This window comes from Lyngbya sp. PCC 8106, assembly GCF_000169095.1.
Taxonomy (GTDB): domain Bacteria; phylum Cyanobacteriota; class Cyanobacteriia; order Cyanobacteriales; family Microcoleaceae; genus Capilliphycus.
This window is the reverse complement of sequence record NZ_AAVU01000004.1, coordinates 108,649-126,238: the sequence shown is the minus strand read 5'-3', so window position 1 is coordinate 126,238 and position 17,590 is coordinate 108,649. Positions and strand designations below refer to the sequence as shown.

Here is a 17,590-nt window from a genome sequence, read left to right as displayed (position 1 = left end):
ATTTTGCACTAGGGCAGGGAGTGAACTTTTGTATGGGAAGTTTCACTTGAAGTTTAGTCGCTGACATCGAGACACCAACAGCTTCAACTTCGGTCTGAATGGGTTCCTGAACTCTATTCACTAATCGCTCTTTAACTAAGATTTTAGGGATAAAATCTTTTTTAAAGTTCAATTAATGCTTCGCTTCTCTTAATTGGATTATAGGAGCATTTCTTGTAAAGATACTAGGTGTTTTTGTAAAGTTTAAAGGCTTTCTCTGTAAAGCTTCAGTAAAGATTGGGATATGAGTTGGACATGACTGAGAAGTGAAAATCAGTGAATCTGGGGAAATGATGAGACTTCGAGTTTATTCTAACATCCGTATATTCGTTTAAATCAACTAAAATCCGGAAGTTGAGGTGGAAGCAGATCAAGCTCACAGAAGGCTTGAGAGCTGGGCTTTCTAAGTTCTCAGATGTAGCCGAGAATCACATCTGGCAAACTTTTCATAAATTTGACTGACCTCGCTGATATGGCAGTATATCCTGATCAGTCCATCAATTTTATGACACAAACCCGACTGAGAGAGCCATACTACTCTTTATCTCCTCCTTGTCCGTTACACTCAAAGCATCTTCGGGTTTCTTACCCGCAACAAAACCATATAGAGATGCAGCTACAGAGGAGAGCGCGCGCTGTGGATCAACAAATTCAAGACTTAATCGAGCAACTCCAGCAATTTGAACACACCAGTTCCAAAGGACGTAAAGCCCTAACTCGACTCCTGATTATCATCCAAGGACATCCTGATTTATACCGTTCCACCCATTCAGACTATTCTGAGGCGCTCAATCGTACTCTAGAATGGGTGTGTAAAAACATTCAATCTTTTGAACCCCGTCCTCCTTCTATTGAACAGAGCCTTATTCGTTGGATTAATGGTTATTTAAAATGGAGGGTTAGAGATTTGTTTACGACTAATCATACTCCAAGTTTAGATCGTCCAATCAGCAACAAACAGGGAGAATCAACGACTTTAATGGATCGCTTAGAAGATCCAAATGCTATCACCAATCTTGAGGGATGGATCGAACAAACTCAAAAGGAAAGACGTTTAAGTATTGGGGATACAGTGTGGGAGTATATTGAACAAGATCCCGAAAATCTGCTCAAAAATTGTTATCCCAAAAAACAACCCGAATGTCACTGCCAAATTTTAGCAATACGCCTACTTTTACAACAACCTCCTCATAAAATTTCTGAGATCGCCCGAGAATATAATATCAGCAACCAAACGCTTTACTCTCACTGGAAGCGAAAATGTCTGCCTTTATTACAAACAATTGGTAATCAAATTAGCAAACGCTTTGGACTAGAAAAATGAACCAAACTTTCTCTTTAACTTTACCCGTTCCGATCAGCCAAGATGCTCACCGTTTTGCCGAACAATTTGCTAGAGAACAAGCCACTCCACAGAAAGGAAAACAGGTTTATCTCAATACATTAGCAGTTGTTGCGGTGCGAGATTATCTGGGATGGCTGTCTATTTCTACTGCAATTGATCAAGGAGATTGTTGGCATCCAACTAAAAGAGCGATGTTTAATGTAGCTGACTTAGTTTTACCCCATTTAGGTAAACTAGAATGTATTCCGATTTTACCCAATCAAGATCATTTAGAAATTTCTCCAGAAGTTGCTGATAACCGTTTAGGTTATGTTACGGTTCAGTTGAGTGAAGACCTCCAACAAGTCAAGTTATTAGGGTTTGTTTCCGCTCAAGAAATTGCTTGTCCTCCTGAATCTATCCCTCTCGATGAGCTTCATCCCCTTGATCATTTAATTGATACAATAGACTGGCATCGCAAATGGAAAAATTTATGGAAAAACCTAACTCAATCTGAATGGCAACCGATACAATTGTTACCTATTCCCAATGGAGATATAAGTTTTAATTCACTACCAACAAGAGGGACTAATTTCCGCACTGTAAAGTCTTTAGAACAAAGCTTTATTCGAGGTAAAGTGATTCAATGGGAAAATGATCCCACCAAGCCAGCCATTGTATTAACGGTCAGAGTCAGCGAAAATTCTACAGAAGAAGTTGATGTTAAAATGAGACTTTATTCCTTTGAAGACAACATTTATTTACCTGCGGGTTTGGAGGTGAGTGTACTCGATGAATCTGGAGTCGCTTGTATGAAGACTCAAGCCAGAGAAGAAGATCAGTGGATTGAGTTGGAAGTCGGTTGTAAACCGCAAGAAAAATTTAGTTTACAAATCACTTTAAATCAAGATAAGATTATTGAAAATTTTAAGATTTAAGTTAATTAAGGTTAGAAGAATGACAGTCATAAAAGTTCTTTTCTTTTGGGATCAGGGAGTTAAGAAGTTTCGAGTTCGGCTGGCGATGAGTGACGGTCAGATTAATTCTCTAGATGGTTATTTACCTGCTTTTCCTGCTCAATTAGAAGCTTCACAGCCCCAACTTGAATTTTCAGATTATCGTCAATCTGCCTATAGTCAATGGCAATATTCCTACAGTCAGTTTGAAGCCGTTCGTCAAGTTTCAAACCGGATTAATCCGAAAAAAATTCTCAAGGATTCGGATGCCAGAGAAATGAGTTCTCTGCAAAAAAAATCAGTTGTTGAAAGTTTAAATGAATGGCTAAACGGTCAGGATTCAGGTTGGCAACCCATTCGAGATGAATTGATTGCAGTTCTCAGTTACTTACAAAAATCGGGACAAGAAGTGCGTATTTTTATCGATACAGACAGTTCTCAACTGCGTCGTCTTCCTTGGCAAGAATGGGACTTATTTAAACGTCGTTTTCCTCAAGCTGAAGTTTCGATTCGTTTACAAACAAGCCGAACAAAAATTCAGCCTATTCGTCAACAAAATAAAGTTAAAGTATTAGCGATCATTGGTAAAAGTGATGATATTAATACACAGTTTGATGAAGAAGTAATTAAAGCTTTAGAACAAAAAAATGCACAAGTAACTTTTCTGAAACAACCGACTCGCGAAGAACTTTCACAAGCATTGCGAGAAGAAAAAGGTTATCACTTATTTATTTTTGCGGGTCATAGTTCTTCCCGTGAGGATGGAACAATTGGCACGATTGAATTAAATGATAGTAAACAGGGTTCTATTTCAATTGAGGATTTTAAAAGTTCGTTTAGAACAGCAATTAAACAGGGGTTACAACTGGCTATTTTCAATTCTTGTGATGGTTTAGGACTTGCTCACCAACTGGCTGAGTTAGGTTTACCTCGAAGTATTGTCATGCGAGAACCGATTCCTGATAAAGTAGCAGTGAAATTTTTGGAGTATTTCTTTGAAGACTTTACTTCTAATAAATCTCTTTTTCATTCGATTCATCTTTCAAGAGAACGACTAATTGAGTATGGTTTTGAAAACGATTATCCGGGTGTTTCTTGGCTTCCGACTCTTTGTGTACAGGAAGTAACGCTTTCCAACTCACTGACTTGGCAAGATTTTATTAAGCCTAAAGCACTCCATGAAACCTGGATAAAACCATTGGGGATAATTGCAAGTTTGGCAATTATTACAGTTGTTGCTCATACTTTATACAAAATAATACGTCAACCCGATCTGATTCCTTTATCCCCTTCGATAGAAAATAAAATCAGTCAAGGTGAAAAACTTCTAATTTCATCTAATGTCAACTCAGAGAAAAAAGCAGGAATTATTGACTATAACAATCAAGATTTTAGAGGAGCAATAGAAAATTTTATGAAAGCCCTCAATCAAAATCCTAATGATCCAGAAACAGTTATTTATTTGAATAATGCAATTGCTCAAGAAAAAGTCGAAACCAATACGGGTAAAAAAGTGGAAATTGCTGTGAGTGTACCGATTAGCAATGAACCAAATGTTTCCCAAGAAATCTTACGGGGTGTTGCTCAAGCTCAAACTCAAATTAACTGTGGATTGATCGAGTTCTCTGAAGCAATTTTACAACTTCAAGCTCAATTAAACTGTACCAAAGGAATTAATGAAACCTTTTTGAAGGTAATAATTGCTGATGATGAATATGACCCGAAAGTTGCAGAAAAAGTCGCTGAAGCGTTTGTAAACAATCAAAATATATTAGGGGTGATTGGTCACTATTCTAGTGATATGACACTTCGAGCTGGACAGGTTTATGATAAACATCGATTGGTTGCTATTTCTCCCACCAGCACTTCGGTGAATTTATCTAACTTTAGTCCTTATATTTTTCGGACGGTTCCTAATGATAGAGTAGCGGCTCAAAAGTTATTTGAATATATGCGTCAGAAACTTGGAGAAGATACAAAAGTAGCAGTTGCGTATGTTCCGGGAAATGTCTACAGTGAATCTCTAAGCGATGAATTTGAGAAGTTACTTTCTCCTCGTTCTTTTGTATATAGATGTGATTTATCAAGTAGCTTTTTTAGTGCAGGAGACTGCGTAAAAAATGGAAAAGATCAGGGTGCTGAAGTATTACTATTAGTTCCAGCGACTGATGAAACCCTCATGAAAGTTATTGGAATTATTAACAATACGAATGGAAATTTACAACTTTTAGCAGGAGATTCTGTCTATAACCCCAGAACTTTAAAAGATGCAGGTGAACAGGCTTTAAAGGGAAATCTTGTGATTGCCATTCCCTGGCATCGTAGCCCTAATTCTGAATTTAGCCAACAATCTGAAGACTTTTGGAAAGGCTCTGTAAACTGGCGAACTGCAACTTCATATGATGCGACTCAAGCGATCATTCAAGCCTTAGTTGAAAGCAGTGGAAATTTAAGCTCTCGTCAGCTCCATCAAATACTTTCAAGTTCAAGTTTTGTTGTCCAAGGAGCAGAAGAAGTAATTTCTTTCGATCCTTCTGGTGATGTTCAATCAACTAAAAGTGTGTTAGTAGGAGTTCAAGAGAGTGGAGAATATAATCTATTTAAAATTATTGAATAAAACGGTTTTTAAACTCGGGTTATTGGTTTATAACTGAGGCAAAACTCAAGGATTTTGGATTTTTGCATAAATTCTCTGAGAGGGGCTGAGAGTGTAGTAGAAGATCGAATTCTACACTAAACGATGAAAACTCATCACTCAATTACAGGTCTGATGATCGCATCAGGACTGCTGTTGCTTAATGCTTGTAATTCTGCTTCTAGTGGAAAGGAAATAGAGGTTAAATTTTTAGTTGGAAGTGCTTTAAAAGAGTTCTGTAACCAAGCGGCTACTCAATTTAACCAACAGAAACCCAAGCTAGAAAATGGTCAAGTCTTTTATCTAACTTGTGAAGCCAAAGGGAGCGGAGATGTTGTGAGTGAGGTTGTCTCTCTCGCGGAACAATTGAAAGCCGGAACTTTACCCCCAGAAGCCCCTGAATTTCCCACATTAATTTCTGTAGATGGAGACATTTATCTGACTCAACTCCGCTATAAAATTAATCAGATTTTCCCCGGACAAAATTACATTCCCCAAGTCACCGATGCGCCGCTTTTAGCAAATAGTCCAATGGTGTTTATGGTGCCTTCAGAAGTCGCGGTCGGATTACGCAAACAAGAGAATTTATACCAAGCATTACTGAATGCAAAAACTCATCAAGATCTCGATCCCAATAGTCCTTTATTGCCCATTCATTTTGTACAAACGGCGCCGACTCGTTCTAATTCCGGTTTACAAACTTTAGTGACTCAATTTGCTTCGGTTGCGAACAAACCCCCCGAACAATTAACTGTACAAAATATCAACCAGTATCAATCCCAAGTTCAACAAATTCAAAGTAAAGTAACTCGCTACGGAATTTCAACGAATTCTTTGGCTTCCGATATGGTTAAAAATGGTTCATTTTGGGCGTCAATTGCATCGGTTTATGAGTCTTCTGTGATTGCGGCTAATACAAATAAACAAAGTAATTTAGTTCAGTATGAAGCCATTTATCCCCGGTCTACTTTTACTTCCAATATGCGAGCAGTTTTGCCGAATGCGCCTTGGGTGAGTGCGGATGAACAAGCCGCAGCAGAACAAATTATTGAGTATTTGCGATCGCCTGAAGCTCAAAAAATAGCAACTGAATTCGGGTTGAGGCCTGGTATGCCGGGAGTGGCTTTGGGGGCTAAATTTTCGCCTCAATTTGGAGTTGATCCCAATGCTCGATATGATTCTTTGCGATCGCCTAAACCGGAGGTGGTAGAGGCGATGTTAAAGTCTTGGCAAGAATTTGCAAAAAAACCTTCAAAAGTTGTGATTGTTGTCGATTCTTCGGGTTCAATGGTGGGGAGAAAGTTATCGGGAGTTCAGAATACTTTGCGATATTATATCGAAAGTTTGGGGGTGAAAGAAAGAATTGCGCTGATTGATTTTGACTCGGAAATTCGCCCGCCTGTTGTGGTAGATGGAACGTCAGAAGGACGCAATCAAGGAATGCTATTTATTAATAATTTGAAAGCGGAAGGCGGTACAAAATTGTATGATGCAACTTTATCTGCTCAAACTTGGCTGCAACAAAACCAACAACCGGATGCGATTAATGCGGTGATTATTTTGACGGATGGAGAAGATTCTGCATCTCAAATTTCTTTAGATAAATTGCAACAAGAACTTCAAAAAACGGGCTTTAATACGGATAAACGAATTGCCTTTTTTACGATTGGCTATGGAAAAGAAGGCGAGTTTAATTCAACAGTTTTAAAGAAAATTGCCGACTTGAATAGCGGTTATTATCGCCAGGGAGATCCGGAAACTATTTCTACTTTGATGGCGGATTTACAAGTTGAGTTTTAAAGGATTGAAAATATATAAAGGAGGGGAACATGATTAAATTAGCGAATCCAATCTATTATCCTATTGCTGTTTTGATGGGAGGAATTACTCTGATTGCAGGTGTTCGTTTGGTGGGGTTATCTAATAAGATTATCCTTCCTACAGTTGCAGTAGTTACGGTGGTGACTGCATCGGTGTTAAAATCCCGAGAACCGGAGGCGAAAAAAATTGCTCAACAGCAATTACCACAGGAAGTAGAACTGTTGAAAGTCTCCAGTCAAAACCTAGCTATAAAAGCGGAATAATTGCGTCAAGAAGCCAATAAGTTAATGAATAAAACCTCTTTTAATATCGATGTTTTGGTGGCGGTTCAGGACATTTGCGATCGCACTATTGAATTACCCCAAAAAATTGATAAAATTGCCGAACGTTTACCGGAACAGGAGTCTTTACTCTCGGTTAATGAACTGGAAAAACAGCTTTTAGAAGTGAAAAGTAAAATTCGTTCGAGTCCGGGTATGACCCGGCAAAATTTGGAACGATTCAAATTAGCAGCAAGTTTAGAACAGAATATGGCGTTAGCTCAAGCGGGTCAAGATACTCGCGAAGCTAAAATTATTAGCCTTTCTACGAGCATTCAAAACTCGGCAGGTGTGTTACAAAAGCTTCAGAATAAGTTGAGAACGGCTGACTTGAGTAATTCAAAAGATCTGCAAGAATTGAGAAGTTTGAGTAATGAACTGAATGATTATCAAGCCAATCTGGATATTTTGATTAATTGAGGAATGATCGGCAATTTTACAAGAGATTAGGTTAGAAGTTTAGCAATCTTTGAGTATGACTAGAACCAGGACAAAACCAACCGACAAAAATACTCTATTGATAACAGTTATTGGTTTGCCAATATTAATACTGTTCTTCGGTAGTTCAACTCAGTTAACTTGTGAACGATTAGAACGAAATTATGTCACTTGTCAATTTGATAATCAATATCTATTTGGTTTCTTATCAGATTCATCGCCTCCTTTTCGGCTGTCAACTTTTCAAGTAAAAATAAAGGAGACAATTCGTAGAGATTCCGAAGGTGGATCTTATAAAGAAATCAACTATGAAGCCTACATTACCCCTAAAGAGGGCGAGGAGATTTTCTTTAATAATTATGGCTCCAATGATTATAAAGCGCGTGAAGATGAGGGAAAAATTATTGAATTGGGTATCAATACAGGAGCATCGGTAGTCACTTTACATGGTTCTTCTTTCTGGATAAAAATACAATATTTAGGAAGGATTATTTATGTTTTTATTTGGTTTGTTCCGGGAGTATTAACTCTATTTTATCGTTTATTCCAAGGAGTAAAAAACTAATGAACTTCATTAAAACAACAGCATTACTGGGTTTCTTGACTGGATTAATTATTCTCATGGGTTATTTACTCATTGGAGGTGTAATGGGTGCGGGGATTGGTTTAGTTATAGCTATCGGAATCAACTTTTATCTCTGGTTTCATTCCGATAAAATTGTCTTGTCGGTTTATCAGGCTCGTTCTCCCAATTCCCCAGAAAAAAAATTACTCGATCCGATTGTTAAATTACTCTGTTATCGTGCTGATTTACCCGTTCCCAAAGTCTATATTATTCCGTCATCTATGGCGAATGCTTTTGCTTCTGGACGCAATCCAGAAAACTCTGTTATCGGGATAACGGAGGGATTATTAAGAATGCTTCCCGAAGATGAATTAGAAGCAGTTATCGCCCATGAAATCAGCCATATTAAACACAGAGATCCGTTAATTGTCACGATTGCTGCCACATTAGCGGGAGCCATTTCGCTGTTAACACAGTTGGGAACTACGGTCTTTTTAGGCAGTATTTTTAATTTAAGAAGTGCAAATCCTTTGCGTCAATTTTCCTTGCTGATCACGGTTCTTTTAGCACCCATTACTGCAACATTAATCCGATTATCGATTTCTCGAACTCGCGAATATGCAGCCGATGCGGGTGCCGCTTCATTAACCGGAAATCCTCGGGCTTTAGCTAAAGCATTGGAACGAATCGAAAAGAGTCAAAAAGTCCCTTTTTCCAGCCAAGCGACCTATGCTTCTCTTTTGATTATTAATCCCTTTCAGGGGAAAATGTTTAATCAGTTATTCTCAACTCATCCTTCTACGGAGTCGCGAATTCAACAGTTACTCGGAATGCAAACGAGACAAAAAACGGTTTCAAAAATGAACAATAATTATCCCCTTAAACGACATAAACGACTGATAACTTCTACGATTTTGGCGAGTCTTGTTGTGGGTTTAGCTTATGCACCCATTCCCGGACTTGAACAGAAAATCATGGTCGTGAGTGGTAGCGAACTCGCCGAACCTTTACAACAATTAGAAACGAAATTTGAACAACAATATCCTAATATTAACCTCGAACTTAAGTTTCAAGGTTCACAGGATATGGTGAATAATTACATTCATCAAAATAATGATTTTCAGCCTACAGTTTTAATTCCAGCCAGTCAAGAATTTTTAGAGGAATTAAGTCAGCGTTGGCAAGCCTCAAATGATGGTGAACTCTTTTACAAACCTCCCCAAGCGATCGCCAAAACCTTTTTAGTTGGAATTGCTTGGCTGGAAAGAGGTAAAATATTGTTTCCCAATAATCAATTTTCTTGGCAACGAATTGAACAAGCAATGCAAGCTAAAACCTGGGATAAAATGGGCGGACAAGAGAATTGGGGAAGTTTTGATTTTGTAATGACCGATCCGACTCGCTCTAATAGCGGTCAAGTGACGCTGAGTTTGTGGCTGAATTCCAAGCAGGGAAATTCGCTAAACTTGAATACTTCCAGCGCCGAATCTTTGTTTAAAATGATCGAACAATCTGTTTATCAACCGCCCCGTTCAACTGATATTTTATTGCAAGAATTTATCACACGCGGCCCCAACGATGCTGATGTGACGACTGTTTACGAAAGTATTGCTTTATCTCGTTGGCAACAGGCGGGAATCAATCAAAGCAGACCTTATCAAATCTATTATCTCAATCCCACTATCGAAAGCGTTGCAACGGCTGCAATTTTGCGTCATCATGTTAATTTAAGGACTGCTCATGCTGCCAGTAAATTTGTGGATTTTCTGAGTGAACCTGAGCAACAAAAGGTATTTGTTCAGTATGGTTTTCGACCTGTTAATTCTAATGTTAATCTAGAATCGGTTGCTAACAGTCCCTGGAATCAACATATTCCTGGCGCTCAAGTCAATCCTCAAATCTCTGTTTTAGATGCTCCTCAGCCGAATGAACTGCGAGAAATTCAACGATTATGGCAGCGTGTGAGTCCTTAATTTTAACTGAATTTAAACCCATTAACAGTACAACGTATCCTCATATAAATCTTCACAGGAAATAGGAGTCACATTTCTAAACCCTAAACTTTCCAGATAGAATTTCCAACTGGTGGGATGATCTTCAATATTGAGATTTCCAAGCAAACGGGCAACATTAGCAATCCAAGGGAGGGTTGAAATCCGATATCCTTGCCAATTAATTGCGACAGATAACCAATCGGGTAAGTTATTAATATCTAAGTCAATTGAGGCTTCGTAACTTGCCCGAAAACAGTAAATTTTGCTGAGATTAGACATTTTGAGTGGATGTGACTCCCCATAAAGATTAATCAAGCCAACATTATAAATGATTAGCTCTAAATGACAAGCTTTTAAGACAAATTAACGAACGTAGGAAGCGCCGTTAATATCAATTGTAGTTCCAGTCGTATGGGGAGATAAACCTGACGCCAAAAACGCCACAACATAGCCAACATCTTCGGGTGATGCCATTTCACCCATTGGAATATCTTGGGTGAGGTTTGCTTCTCCGTAGGCTTGAATTGCAGTGTCAATAATTCGTTCAGTGCGAACAAAACCAGGAGCGATTGCATAGGCTAAAATATTATCTTGAGCGAATCCTCTAGCTATACTTCGGGTGAGAGAAATAACTCCTCCTTTAGAAGCAGCATAATGAATATAGTCGGGTGTATCGCCCCGAAAGGCTGCACGACTAGCAATATTAATGATGATTCCACCATTTTGTTGCTGAAAATGAGGAATGGCTTCTCGACACAAATCAGCCACCGCAATGACATTGACTTGCAGTGTTTGTTGCCAAGTTTGGTTCCAAGTTTCTAATTCATCATTAATACTAGCGGGAACAATTACTCCGGCATTATTAACAACGACATCTATTTTTCCTTTCCATGAAATCGCCTGTTTCCATAAGTCAATTGCTGCATTTGTTTCTACTAAATTTGCTTGCACTAAATAACAAGATTCCTTTCCTAAATCTTGTAAAATTTCTTCAGCTTTTTCTTGACTATTTCCGTAGTGGAGAATGACATTTGCTCCGGCTTGGTTTAAGATTTTTACTGTTGCTGCCCCAATGCCCTGACTTCCTCCTGTTACCAAAATAACTTTTCCGGTTAAATCAATCATGGTTAAGATTCATTCCTCCAATAAATTCACTTTGACTTACTGTTAATCGACGAGCAAAAAATCGACGAATCTCACCTATCCAGAGAACAATTGAAGTGCCGCCAATAATGATGAGCCAGTCGGTTAAACAGAGTGGAACGGTTCTAAAGACTTGTCCGCCAAACTGAACCATCAAAATTTGACCGATTAAAATCACAACTGCAATGCCGACAAAACTCCAATTTGAAAAGAGATTGCTAAAAGCTGACTGCTTCAAACCAAAACATCTCGCATTAAATAAATTCCAGAATTGCAACATTACAAAGGTTGTAAAAAATAGTGACAATTCATAGGGAGTAATAATTTGATCTCGCTGAATGTAAACTAAAAATCCAATCAGAAACACCAGAAAAATTAGCCCAACACTAAAGATACTGGTTGCCATCGGTTTAGAAATAATAAACGCTTGTGAATCCCGAGGGGGCATTTCCATCACCTTTAGACTCGGGGGTTCTGTGGCTAATGCTAAGGCTGCAAAAGTATCCATAATTAAGTTAACCCAGAGCAATTGAGTGACAGTTAGGGGTAAATCAATTCCAATAAACGGCCCTAACAATGCAATCCCACAAGCGGCGACATTAATGGTGAGTTGAAACAGAATAAATTTCTGAATATTTTGATAAAGTGAACGCCCCCATAATACGGCTCGTTCGACACTAGCAAAAGAATTATCAAGTAAAATAATATCACTTGCTTCTTTACAGACAAACGTACCACTTCCCATCGCTAAACCCACTTGAGCTTGTGATAACGCCGACGCATCATTCGTTCCATCTCCAGTGACGGCAACTACTTCTCCTGCTGCTTGTAAAAGTTGTACAATCCGTTGTTTATCTTGAGGACGAACCCGAGCAATCACTTTGGCATATTTTAAGACAGATTGAGCGGTTTCATCATCCATCAAACGCAATTGTGAACCCGTAATATAAACATCAGGACTATCATTTTGAGTGGCAATTCCAATTTGTTGGGCAATTTGTTGAGCAGTTAATAAGCTATCCCCTGTGATCATTTTAACATTAATGCCCGCTTTTAAACATTCTCGCACTGCTTCTGGAACTTCTGGCCTAACGGGGTCAGCAATGGCAACAAACCCCAACCAAATCATGTCTTCATGTTCTTCTAATTTGACATCTTGTTGTTGGATTGTGGGTTCAGGAATATAGGCAAATGCTAAGGTTCTTTTTCCCATCGACTCATAAAGTCTTAATTCCTCTAAGAGTTCATTTCTTTCTTGGAGTTGAATAGAAATTACACCTTCGGGGGTTAGAATTTGGTTGCAATGGGAGAGTAAAATATCCGGTGCGCCTTTAATATGAAGAACCGAACGACCTGTCGAGGGAGAAATTCCTAAAGTTGTCATGTACTTGCGTTCGGAGGTAAATGCAAGTTGATGGGTGACAACAAATTGTTCACGAGAGGTGACATAATCAACAGAAAAATCTGCTAACCACATCAATAAAGCGCCTTCAGTTGGGTTTCCTAAAGGGTGAGAAGTTTCTCCGGGATGACGTTCGAGGTTAGCGGTACTATTGGCTGTAATGGCTTCAACGAGGAGAGGATTTTCTTTGGCTGAACTATTCCATAAACAAGGAAAATCATAATCACTCACTCGCATTTGATTGAGTGTTAATGTTCCTGTTTTATCTGAGCAAATAACGGTTGTTGCTCCAATGGTTTCACAGGCGTGCATTCGACGAACAAGATTATTTTGTTTCGCCATTTTTTCCATGCTATAACCCAAACTTAGGGTAACGCTAAGAGCTAATCCTTCTGGAACTGCAACCACAATTACGGCAACAGCGATCATAAAATAGGTGATAAATTCAGCCGCGACTGAAGTGGGTATCCATTGTGTAGGAGAACCTGAAATCCAGTTTAATCCATAGCCAATTCCGGTTGTTGTGGCGAACAGAAGACATCCTAAACCCAAGGTTTTTAAGTTCTCGATCCAGTTGTTTTCTTCAGAGTCTTCGGAAGATTTTTGACCAATTCCTGCCAGTTCTAAACCATCAGAAACGATTGGCATCCAAACGGGAACAAGAACAATCGTTAGACTCACAAACAAAGAAGTAATGATATACCATTGGGAGAATGTGAGATTGAGTTCATTTGTGATTATTCCCCGTACAATCAGAGCAATATCAATTAAAATGGCGATCGCTAATCCTAAGACACCAATTAAGCGGCTGAGACGATCTAGTTGTAAATTTAACGGCGTTTCTACCTCATTTTGTGTCGCTACAGAACGTGCTGTTTTACCAATTTCGGTGTGATCTCCAACTGCAATAACTTCAAGAACTCCATGTCCATCGGTGACATAGGTTCCTCGAAAAACTTGATCAGGAGGATAAGCTAAATCTTCATGCCAATCATCGAAGGTTGCCACGGTTACTTTATTGACAGAAGCCGATTCTCCCGTTAAGTTCGCTTCATTAACCTTCAGAGAAACAGCATCTAAAATTCGAGCGTCAGCAGGAATTTCTTCACCTAATTCAACTAAAACAATATCTCCGATCACAATATCTTTTTTGGGGACGGTTGTAAAGCTATCATCTCGAATGACTTTAATCGGAACTTCGTCATTCATTTGATTGAGGATATTAAATTCTTGATTGGCTTTATATTCGTTGAGAAAAGCAACGGTTGTTGCCAGTAAAATGGCGACAATAATACCGAATCCTTCTAGAGCATTCCCTTCAAAAATACCGACTACAATGGCGATCATTGCAGCAGTAATTAAAATTCTAATGATCGGATCATCAAATTTTTCTAAAAACTGTTTCCAAATCGGATCACGTTCAGGCGGTGTGAGAATATTGGAGCCGTGAGCTTGGCGACTCGCCTCAACTTCTACGGATGTTAGTCCTTTGAGGTGGTTCATGTCAGGTGCTGTATGAGTAGGTCGGTGTCTGTGCGTGTGAAACAAGCTGAATACCGCTTCGGAAAATAGAGAATATACTTTTGGTTCTCTACCAACAAAACGACTAAACTCAGATGGGGGGAGTTTTTTGATACACAAGCTGAAGGCTCAGTTCGTTGTCAGGAAGTCAAGCGCGGTATACGAGCATATTTCTTCAGCCTAGCAGAATTGCCGAAAAATTGTAACAAAGTGAACTTTTTTCTTCTAAAGTCATAGGTATAAATTCCTGATATCTACCATGAGTTAACTTAAAGGATGAGATGCGCTATTATAACAGGTTTACTGACTCTAGATTTTTATTTAAACTCAATCATAACATTTGAATCTTTGATATTTTTGAGAGAGGTAAATTTTTTAGATTTTTTAGATTTTAACTCACTTGAACACCATAGACTCACTCTTTAAATTGTTGATTTTTTAAGTCAAATAAAATGTATCCAAATGATCATAAATAAACCTTAAATTATGCTTTAGGGCTAATTTCTTTCCCATTAGAGTTAGGTTGTAGTTCCAAGCGAGGAACACCAATTAAAATTCCGACTTGATCAAATCTTCGCTTCAAACGACGACGAAATTCTCGGCCAACATTCCACTGTTCTATCGGTTTCGTTTTAATCCAAGTCTGAATTAAAATTCCATCGTGACTCAAATCTTCAACCCCAATTAACTCGGGAGGTTGTTCAATAATTCTATCACTCCATTCAGAATCAAAGTACAAGTCCAATGCAACTTCTTTAATAATCTCCATCGCCTGATCAACATCAGTAGCATAGTTCACTTTAACTTTTAAATTCAAACGCGACCATTCTTTGGTTGAATTACGAATCGTTTGAATTGTACTATGAGGAATTGTAATTAATTCTCCATCTGCACTCCGAACTTGTGTATAAAAGAGATTTACCTTTTCTACAAATCCACCGACATTTCCGATATTAATGACATCTCCAACCGCATAAGGATCAATAGATAAAATAAAAAAGCCTGACAACGCATTCTTAATCAACTCTTGAGAGCCAAAAGATAAAGCAAGTCCGACAATTCCGGCTCCAGCCAATACTGTTGATTCAGGAATTTCTAACACCAAAAGCGTTAACCATAAGCCCAAAACTATTGAAATAATTGTTGTAACTCCTTGTAAAGCAGTAGTATAGGTTGCTACTCTTAGCTGCAATCTAGGAGTTGTTTTTCCTTGAAAAGTGCGATCCTCAGCCCAGGCTTTTAAGCTGCGATTAATGACAATATCACTGATTTTTTTCAGCACGGCTGTGAATAGCCAAACTCCTATCAAAACAGTCGGTTTACCCTCTAGCCAAATCCCTAATGCTCTGGAGTGGGGAAACAGTTTTAAAATACTCATTGAACCCCAAAACCAAACGATAAAAAGCCCAATTATTACTAAACGTCGCCAGAGAAAAATCCAATCTCGCCGTCGTCGAAATTGAATCGTTTTCTGTTGTCTTTCTAAAATTTGCTGTTGATATTCTTCATTATAAACATCTTCACTGGTTATAGTTCCTTCAAGTTTACTTAATTCTTGGCTCTCTGCTTGTTGTTTCTTGAGCGATCGCCAGCGGATATTAAAGCTAATTTGAATGGCGACTAAAACGGCACTTGCTACTATTATCCCTAAAAAAATGGTAACAGCTTTTATCGCTTGTTGCCATAAATATTCGGGTTTTCGCTCTTGCCACGCTTGTCTGAGACCAGAATAAATTCTTTGTGATCCTTGTTCTGCTAACCTTTCAGCAGGACTACCATAAAGTTGAGTTTCATAAGCTGTAACCGTCACAATCGGTTGCTGAAAATTCGGATAATTTTTATCAGAAAGAAAAATGACATTTTGATTATTGAGTGTACCAACTTTCATCTCAACAGTCTCAGGATCTGCAACTTTAATCACTCTTTGCAAGATGCGCTCTACTTGTCTCGCTCGAATTTGAGCCGGAGGAATGCTTTGAGTTGGGTCTAAATCTTCGCTATAGCGAATGGGTGAAGCTAAATTAAATAGCACATATCCATCCATGTGTACAGGTGCAACAGCTAAATTACCTAACTTTTGAGGAGAGTGATCAATTCGATTAGCACCTGGAATTTGATGGAGATCAAATAAAAAGGGTATCTGTCCTTGAGCAACTGAAGTTAAACTGACACAAAAGATTAGGGTTAGAAGGCTCAAGATTCCTAACCGAACTCTAAAAAAGAATTGCATTTTATTTTGAGTAATCTGTTTTATCAACACAATCAATGAATTTTAAAAACTTTTCATTGAGATAAATTCTAAACTAATTAAAAGTCTTCTCAGAAGAATTTCAGATGATTATGCGAAGTTTTTGGGGTCTGTGTTTTGCATTGTTATTATCCATCTTGCTGCTAGAACCGTCTCACCCCCAAGTTAGAATTAACATTCCGGTTGAGTTTAGTTTAATTCAAATGAGAACTGGAATTCAGCTTTATCGTAATCCTAGAGGTGATGTTGTGCAAGTGATTGATTTGAATCAAGGTGCATCTGTTGAATTCCATTTAGGTGAACAGGTTGGTGAAGGGGAATCTGCGGCTTACGGGGGTCAAAGTCCTCTATTTAAACTTCAAACACTCCAACAATTTTGGTTAGAACTCTCTCAAACTTACCATGAAAGAGCATTTTCGGTTTGTAATGGTCAATTTTTTAACCTAAAAAATCCAAGTCACAGATTACTCCGCCCTTCGGGTTCACCAGTTGCTCCACTTGGGGAAACCGCCTCTCTTGGTCAGCGTTCCCTAAGCGAGGAAACCTCGCCGGGGTCTGACCGCAAGACCGCACTGGTTCACCGTACAACGACGGAGCCTGTCTTGGACAGCATTCCCTGGCTCCGTGAGACGGAGCGGGGTCTGTCCGCTGCTGTGACCGTTGGTCAGCTAGCTTTTCCCGTTCAAGTCAATGGAAAATTAATCACGACAGGTTATGCCGGAAAAAGTGAGTTTCCAGAATAAAAAGTCGTTTTAGGAATATCAAAAAATAAGACTTATATTCTTCCTTTTTCAGAAGATAGTAACTTTAAAAAAGATTTATTTCCATTTGCAAATACTATTGTTGGAATTCAGGAATCTGGGGGAACAATATCCCGAGAATGGTATTCTAAAGATCCGTTTCAAGAAAGACCGATAACTTTTATGGGAGTTGCAGACTTTCATCTGATTTTTATTTTGACTTCTCCGGGAAAAACTCAAGGTGATGCTGCACAATTATTAAAAGATTTTGGAGCAAAAAAAGTGATGATGCTTGATGGGGGCGGTTCAACTCAATTAATTGTCAGCGGAAGAGAGTTGGTTTCTTCCAGTGATGCCACACCTCGAACTATTCCGCAAGCAATTGGAGTTTTATCCGGCAGAAAAAAGGGAGATTTGGCTCGGCTTCTCCCTTAATAATTTTTC

General features: G+C 38.7%; 14 protein-coding genes. 10 read left to right on the top strand and 4 right to left on the bottom strand.

Going from position 1 to position 17,590, the window contains the following annotated elements; all coding sequences use genetic code 11:
- The first annotated feature begins 676 nt into the window (after positions 1-676).
- The 8 genes from L8106_RS04205 (at position 677) to L8106_RS33460 (ending at position 10,071) form a co-directional block, all read left to right on the top strand.
- Positions 677-1,363 (top strand): helix-turn-helix domain-containing protein, encoded by a 687-nt coding sequence (locus tag L8106_RS04205; protein WP_009782958.1) that lies wholly within the window; start codon positions 677-679, stop codon positions 1,361-1,363.
- Positions 1,360-2,301, top strand: coding sequence for a DUF1822 family protein (locus tag L8106_RS04200; protein ID WP_009782957.1), 942 nt, complete (start codon positions 1,360-1,362; stop codon positions 2,299-2,301). Before L8106_RS04205 ends, L8106_RS04200 begins: the two co-directional genes overlap by 4 nt.
- Before the next feature lie 19 nt (positions 2,302-2,320).
- Positions 2,321-4,936: an ABC transporter substrate-binding protein gene (locus tag L8106_RS29335; protein ID WP_009782956.1), complete on the top strand. Its 2,616-nt coding sequence runs from the start codon at positions 2,321-2,323 to the stop codon at positions 4,934-4,936.
- A gap of 123 nt (positions 4,937-5,059) precedes the next feature.
- Complete coding sequence (locus L8106_RS04185) at positions 5,060-6,754, top strand: extracellular solute-binding protein (protein WP_009782955.1); 1,695 nt, start codon at positions 5,060-5,062, stop codon at positions 6,752-6,754.
- A gap of 29 nt (positions 6,755-6,783) precedes the next feature.
- Positions 6,784-7,038 carry a hypothetical protein gene (locus tag L8106_RS32780; RefSeq protein ID WP_009782954.1) on the top strand — a complete coding sequence of 85 codons (255 nt, stop codon included), beginning with the start codon at positions 6,784-6,786 and terminating at the stop codon, positions 7,036-7,038.
- 24 nt (positions 7,039-7,062) lie between these two features.
- Positions 7,063-7,515 carry a hypothetical protein gene (locus L8106_RS32775; RefSeq protein ID WP_198012893.1) on the top strand — a complete coding sequence of 151 codons (453 nt, stop codon included), beginning with the start codon at positions 7,063-7,065 and terminating at the stop codon, positions 7,513-7,515.
- A gap of 55 nt (positions 7,516-7,570) precedes the next feature.
- Positions 7,571-8,098, top strand: coding sequence for a hypothetical protein (locus L8106_RS04175; protein WP_009782952.1), 528 nt, complete (start codon positions 7,571-7,573; stop codon positions 8,096-8,098).
- Positions 8,098-10,071 carry a M48 family metalloprotease gene (locus tag L8106_RS33460; RefSeq protein WP_009782951.1) on the top strand — a complete coding sequence of 658 codons (1,974 nt, stop codon included), beginning with the start codon at positions 8,098-8,100 and terminating at the stop codon, positions 10,069-10,071. Before L8106_RS04175 ends, L8106_RS33460 begins: the two co-directional genes overlap by 1 nt.
- A 21-nt stretch (positions 10,072-10,092) precedes the next feature.
- On the opposite strand, the gene L8106_RS04165 is transcribed toward L8106_RS33460, so the two are convergent.
- From L8106_RS04165 to L8106_RS04150, 4 genes are all read right to left on the bottom strand, one after another.
- Entirely contained in the window at positions 10,093-10,371 is a 279-nt protein-coding gene (locus L8106_RS04165) for a hypothetical protein (protein ID WP_009782950.1), read from the bottom strand.
- An 84-nt stretch (positions 10,372-10,455) separates the two neighbouring features.
- A complete protein-coding gene (locus L8106_RS04160) occupies positions 10,456-11,217 on the bottom strand; it encodes an SDR family NAD(P)-dependent oxidoreductase (RefSeq protein ID WP_009782949.1) in 762 nt (253 codons plus the stop codon).
- Entirely contained in the window at positions 11,210-14,140 is a 2,931-nt protein-coding gene (locus L8106_RS04155; protein WP_009782948.1) for a calcium-translocating P-type ATPase, PMCA-type, read from the bottom strand. Before L8106_RS04155 ends, L8106_RS04160 begins: the two co-directional genes overlap by 8 nt.
- A gap of 502 nt (positions 14,141-14,642) precedes the next feature.
- Positions 14,643-16,388 (bottom strand): mechanosensitive ion channel family protein, encoded by a 1,746-nt coding sequence (locus L8106_RS04150; protein ID WP_039895484.1) that lies wholly within the window; start codon positions 16,386-16,388, stop codon positions 14,643-14,645.
- A gap of 104 nt (positions 16,389-16,492) precedes the next feature.
- On the opposite strand from L8106_RS04150, the gene L8106_RS04145 reads away from it, so the two are divergent.
- Positions 16,493-17,149, top strand: coding sequence for a hypothetical protein (locus tag L8106_RS04145; protein ID WP_009782946.1), 657 nt, complete (start codon positions 16,493-16,495; stop codon positions 17,147-17,149).
- A gap of 15 nt (positions 17,150-17,164) precedes the next feature.
- Positions 17,165-17,581 (top strand): phosphodiester glycosidase family protein, encoded by a 417-nt coding sequence (locus L8106_RS33455; RefSeq protein WP_083798367.1) that lies wholly within the window; start codon positions 17,165-17,167, stop codon positions 17,579-17,581.
- Positions 17,582-17,590: the final 9 nt, after the last annotated feature.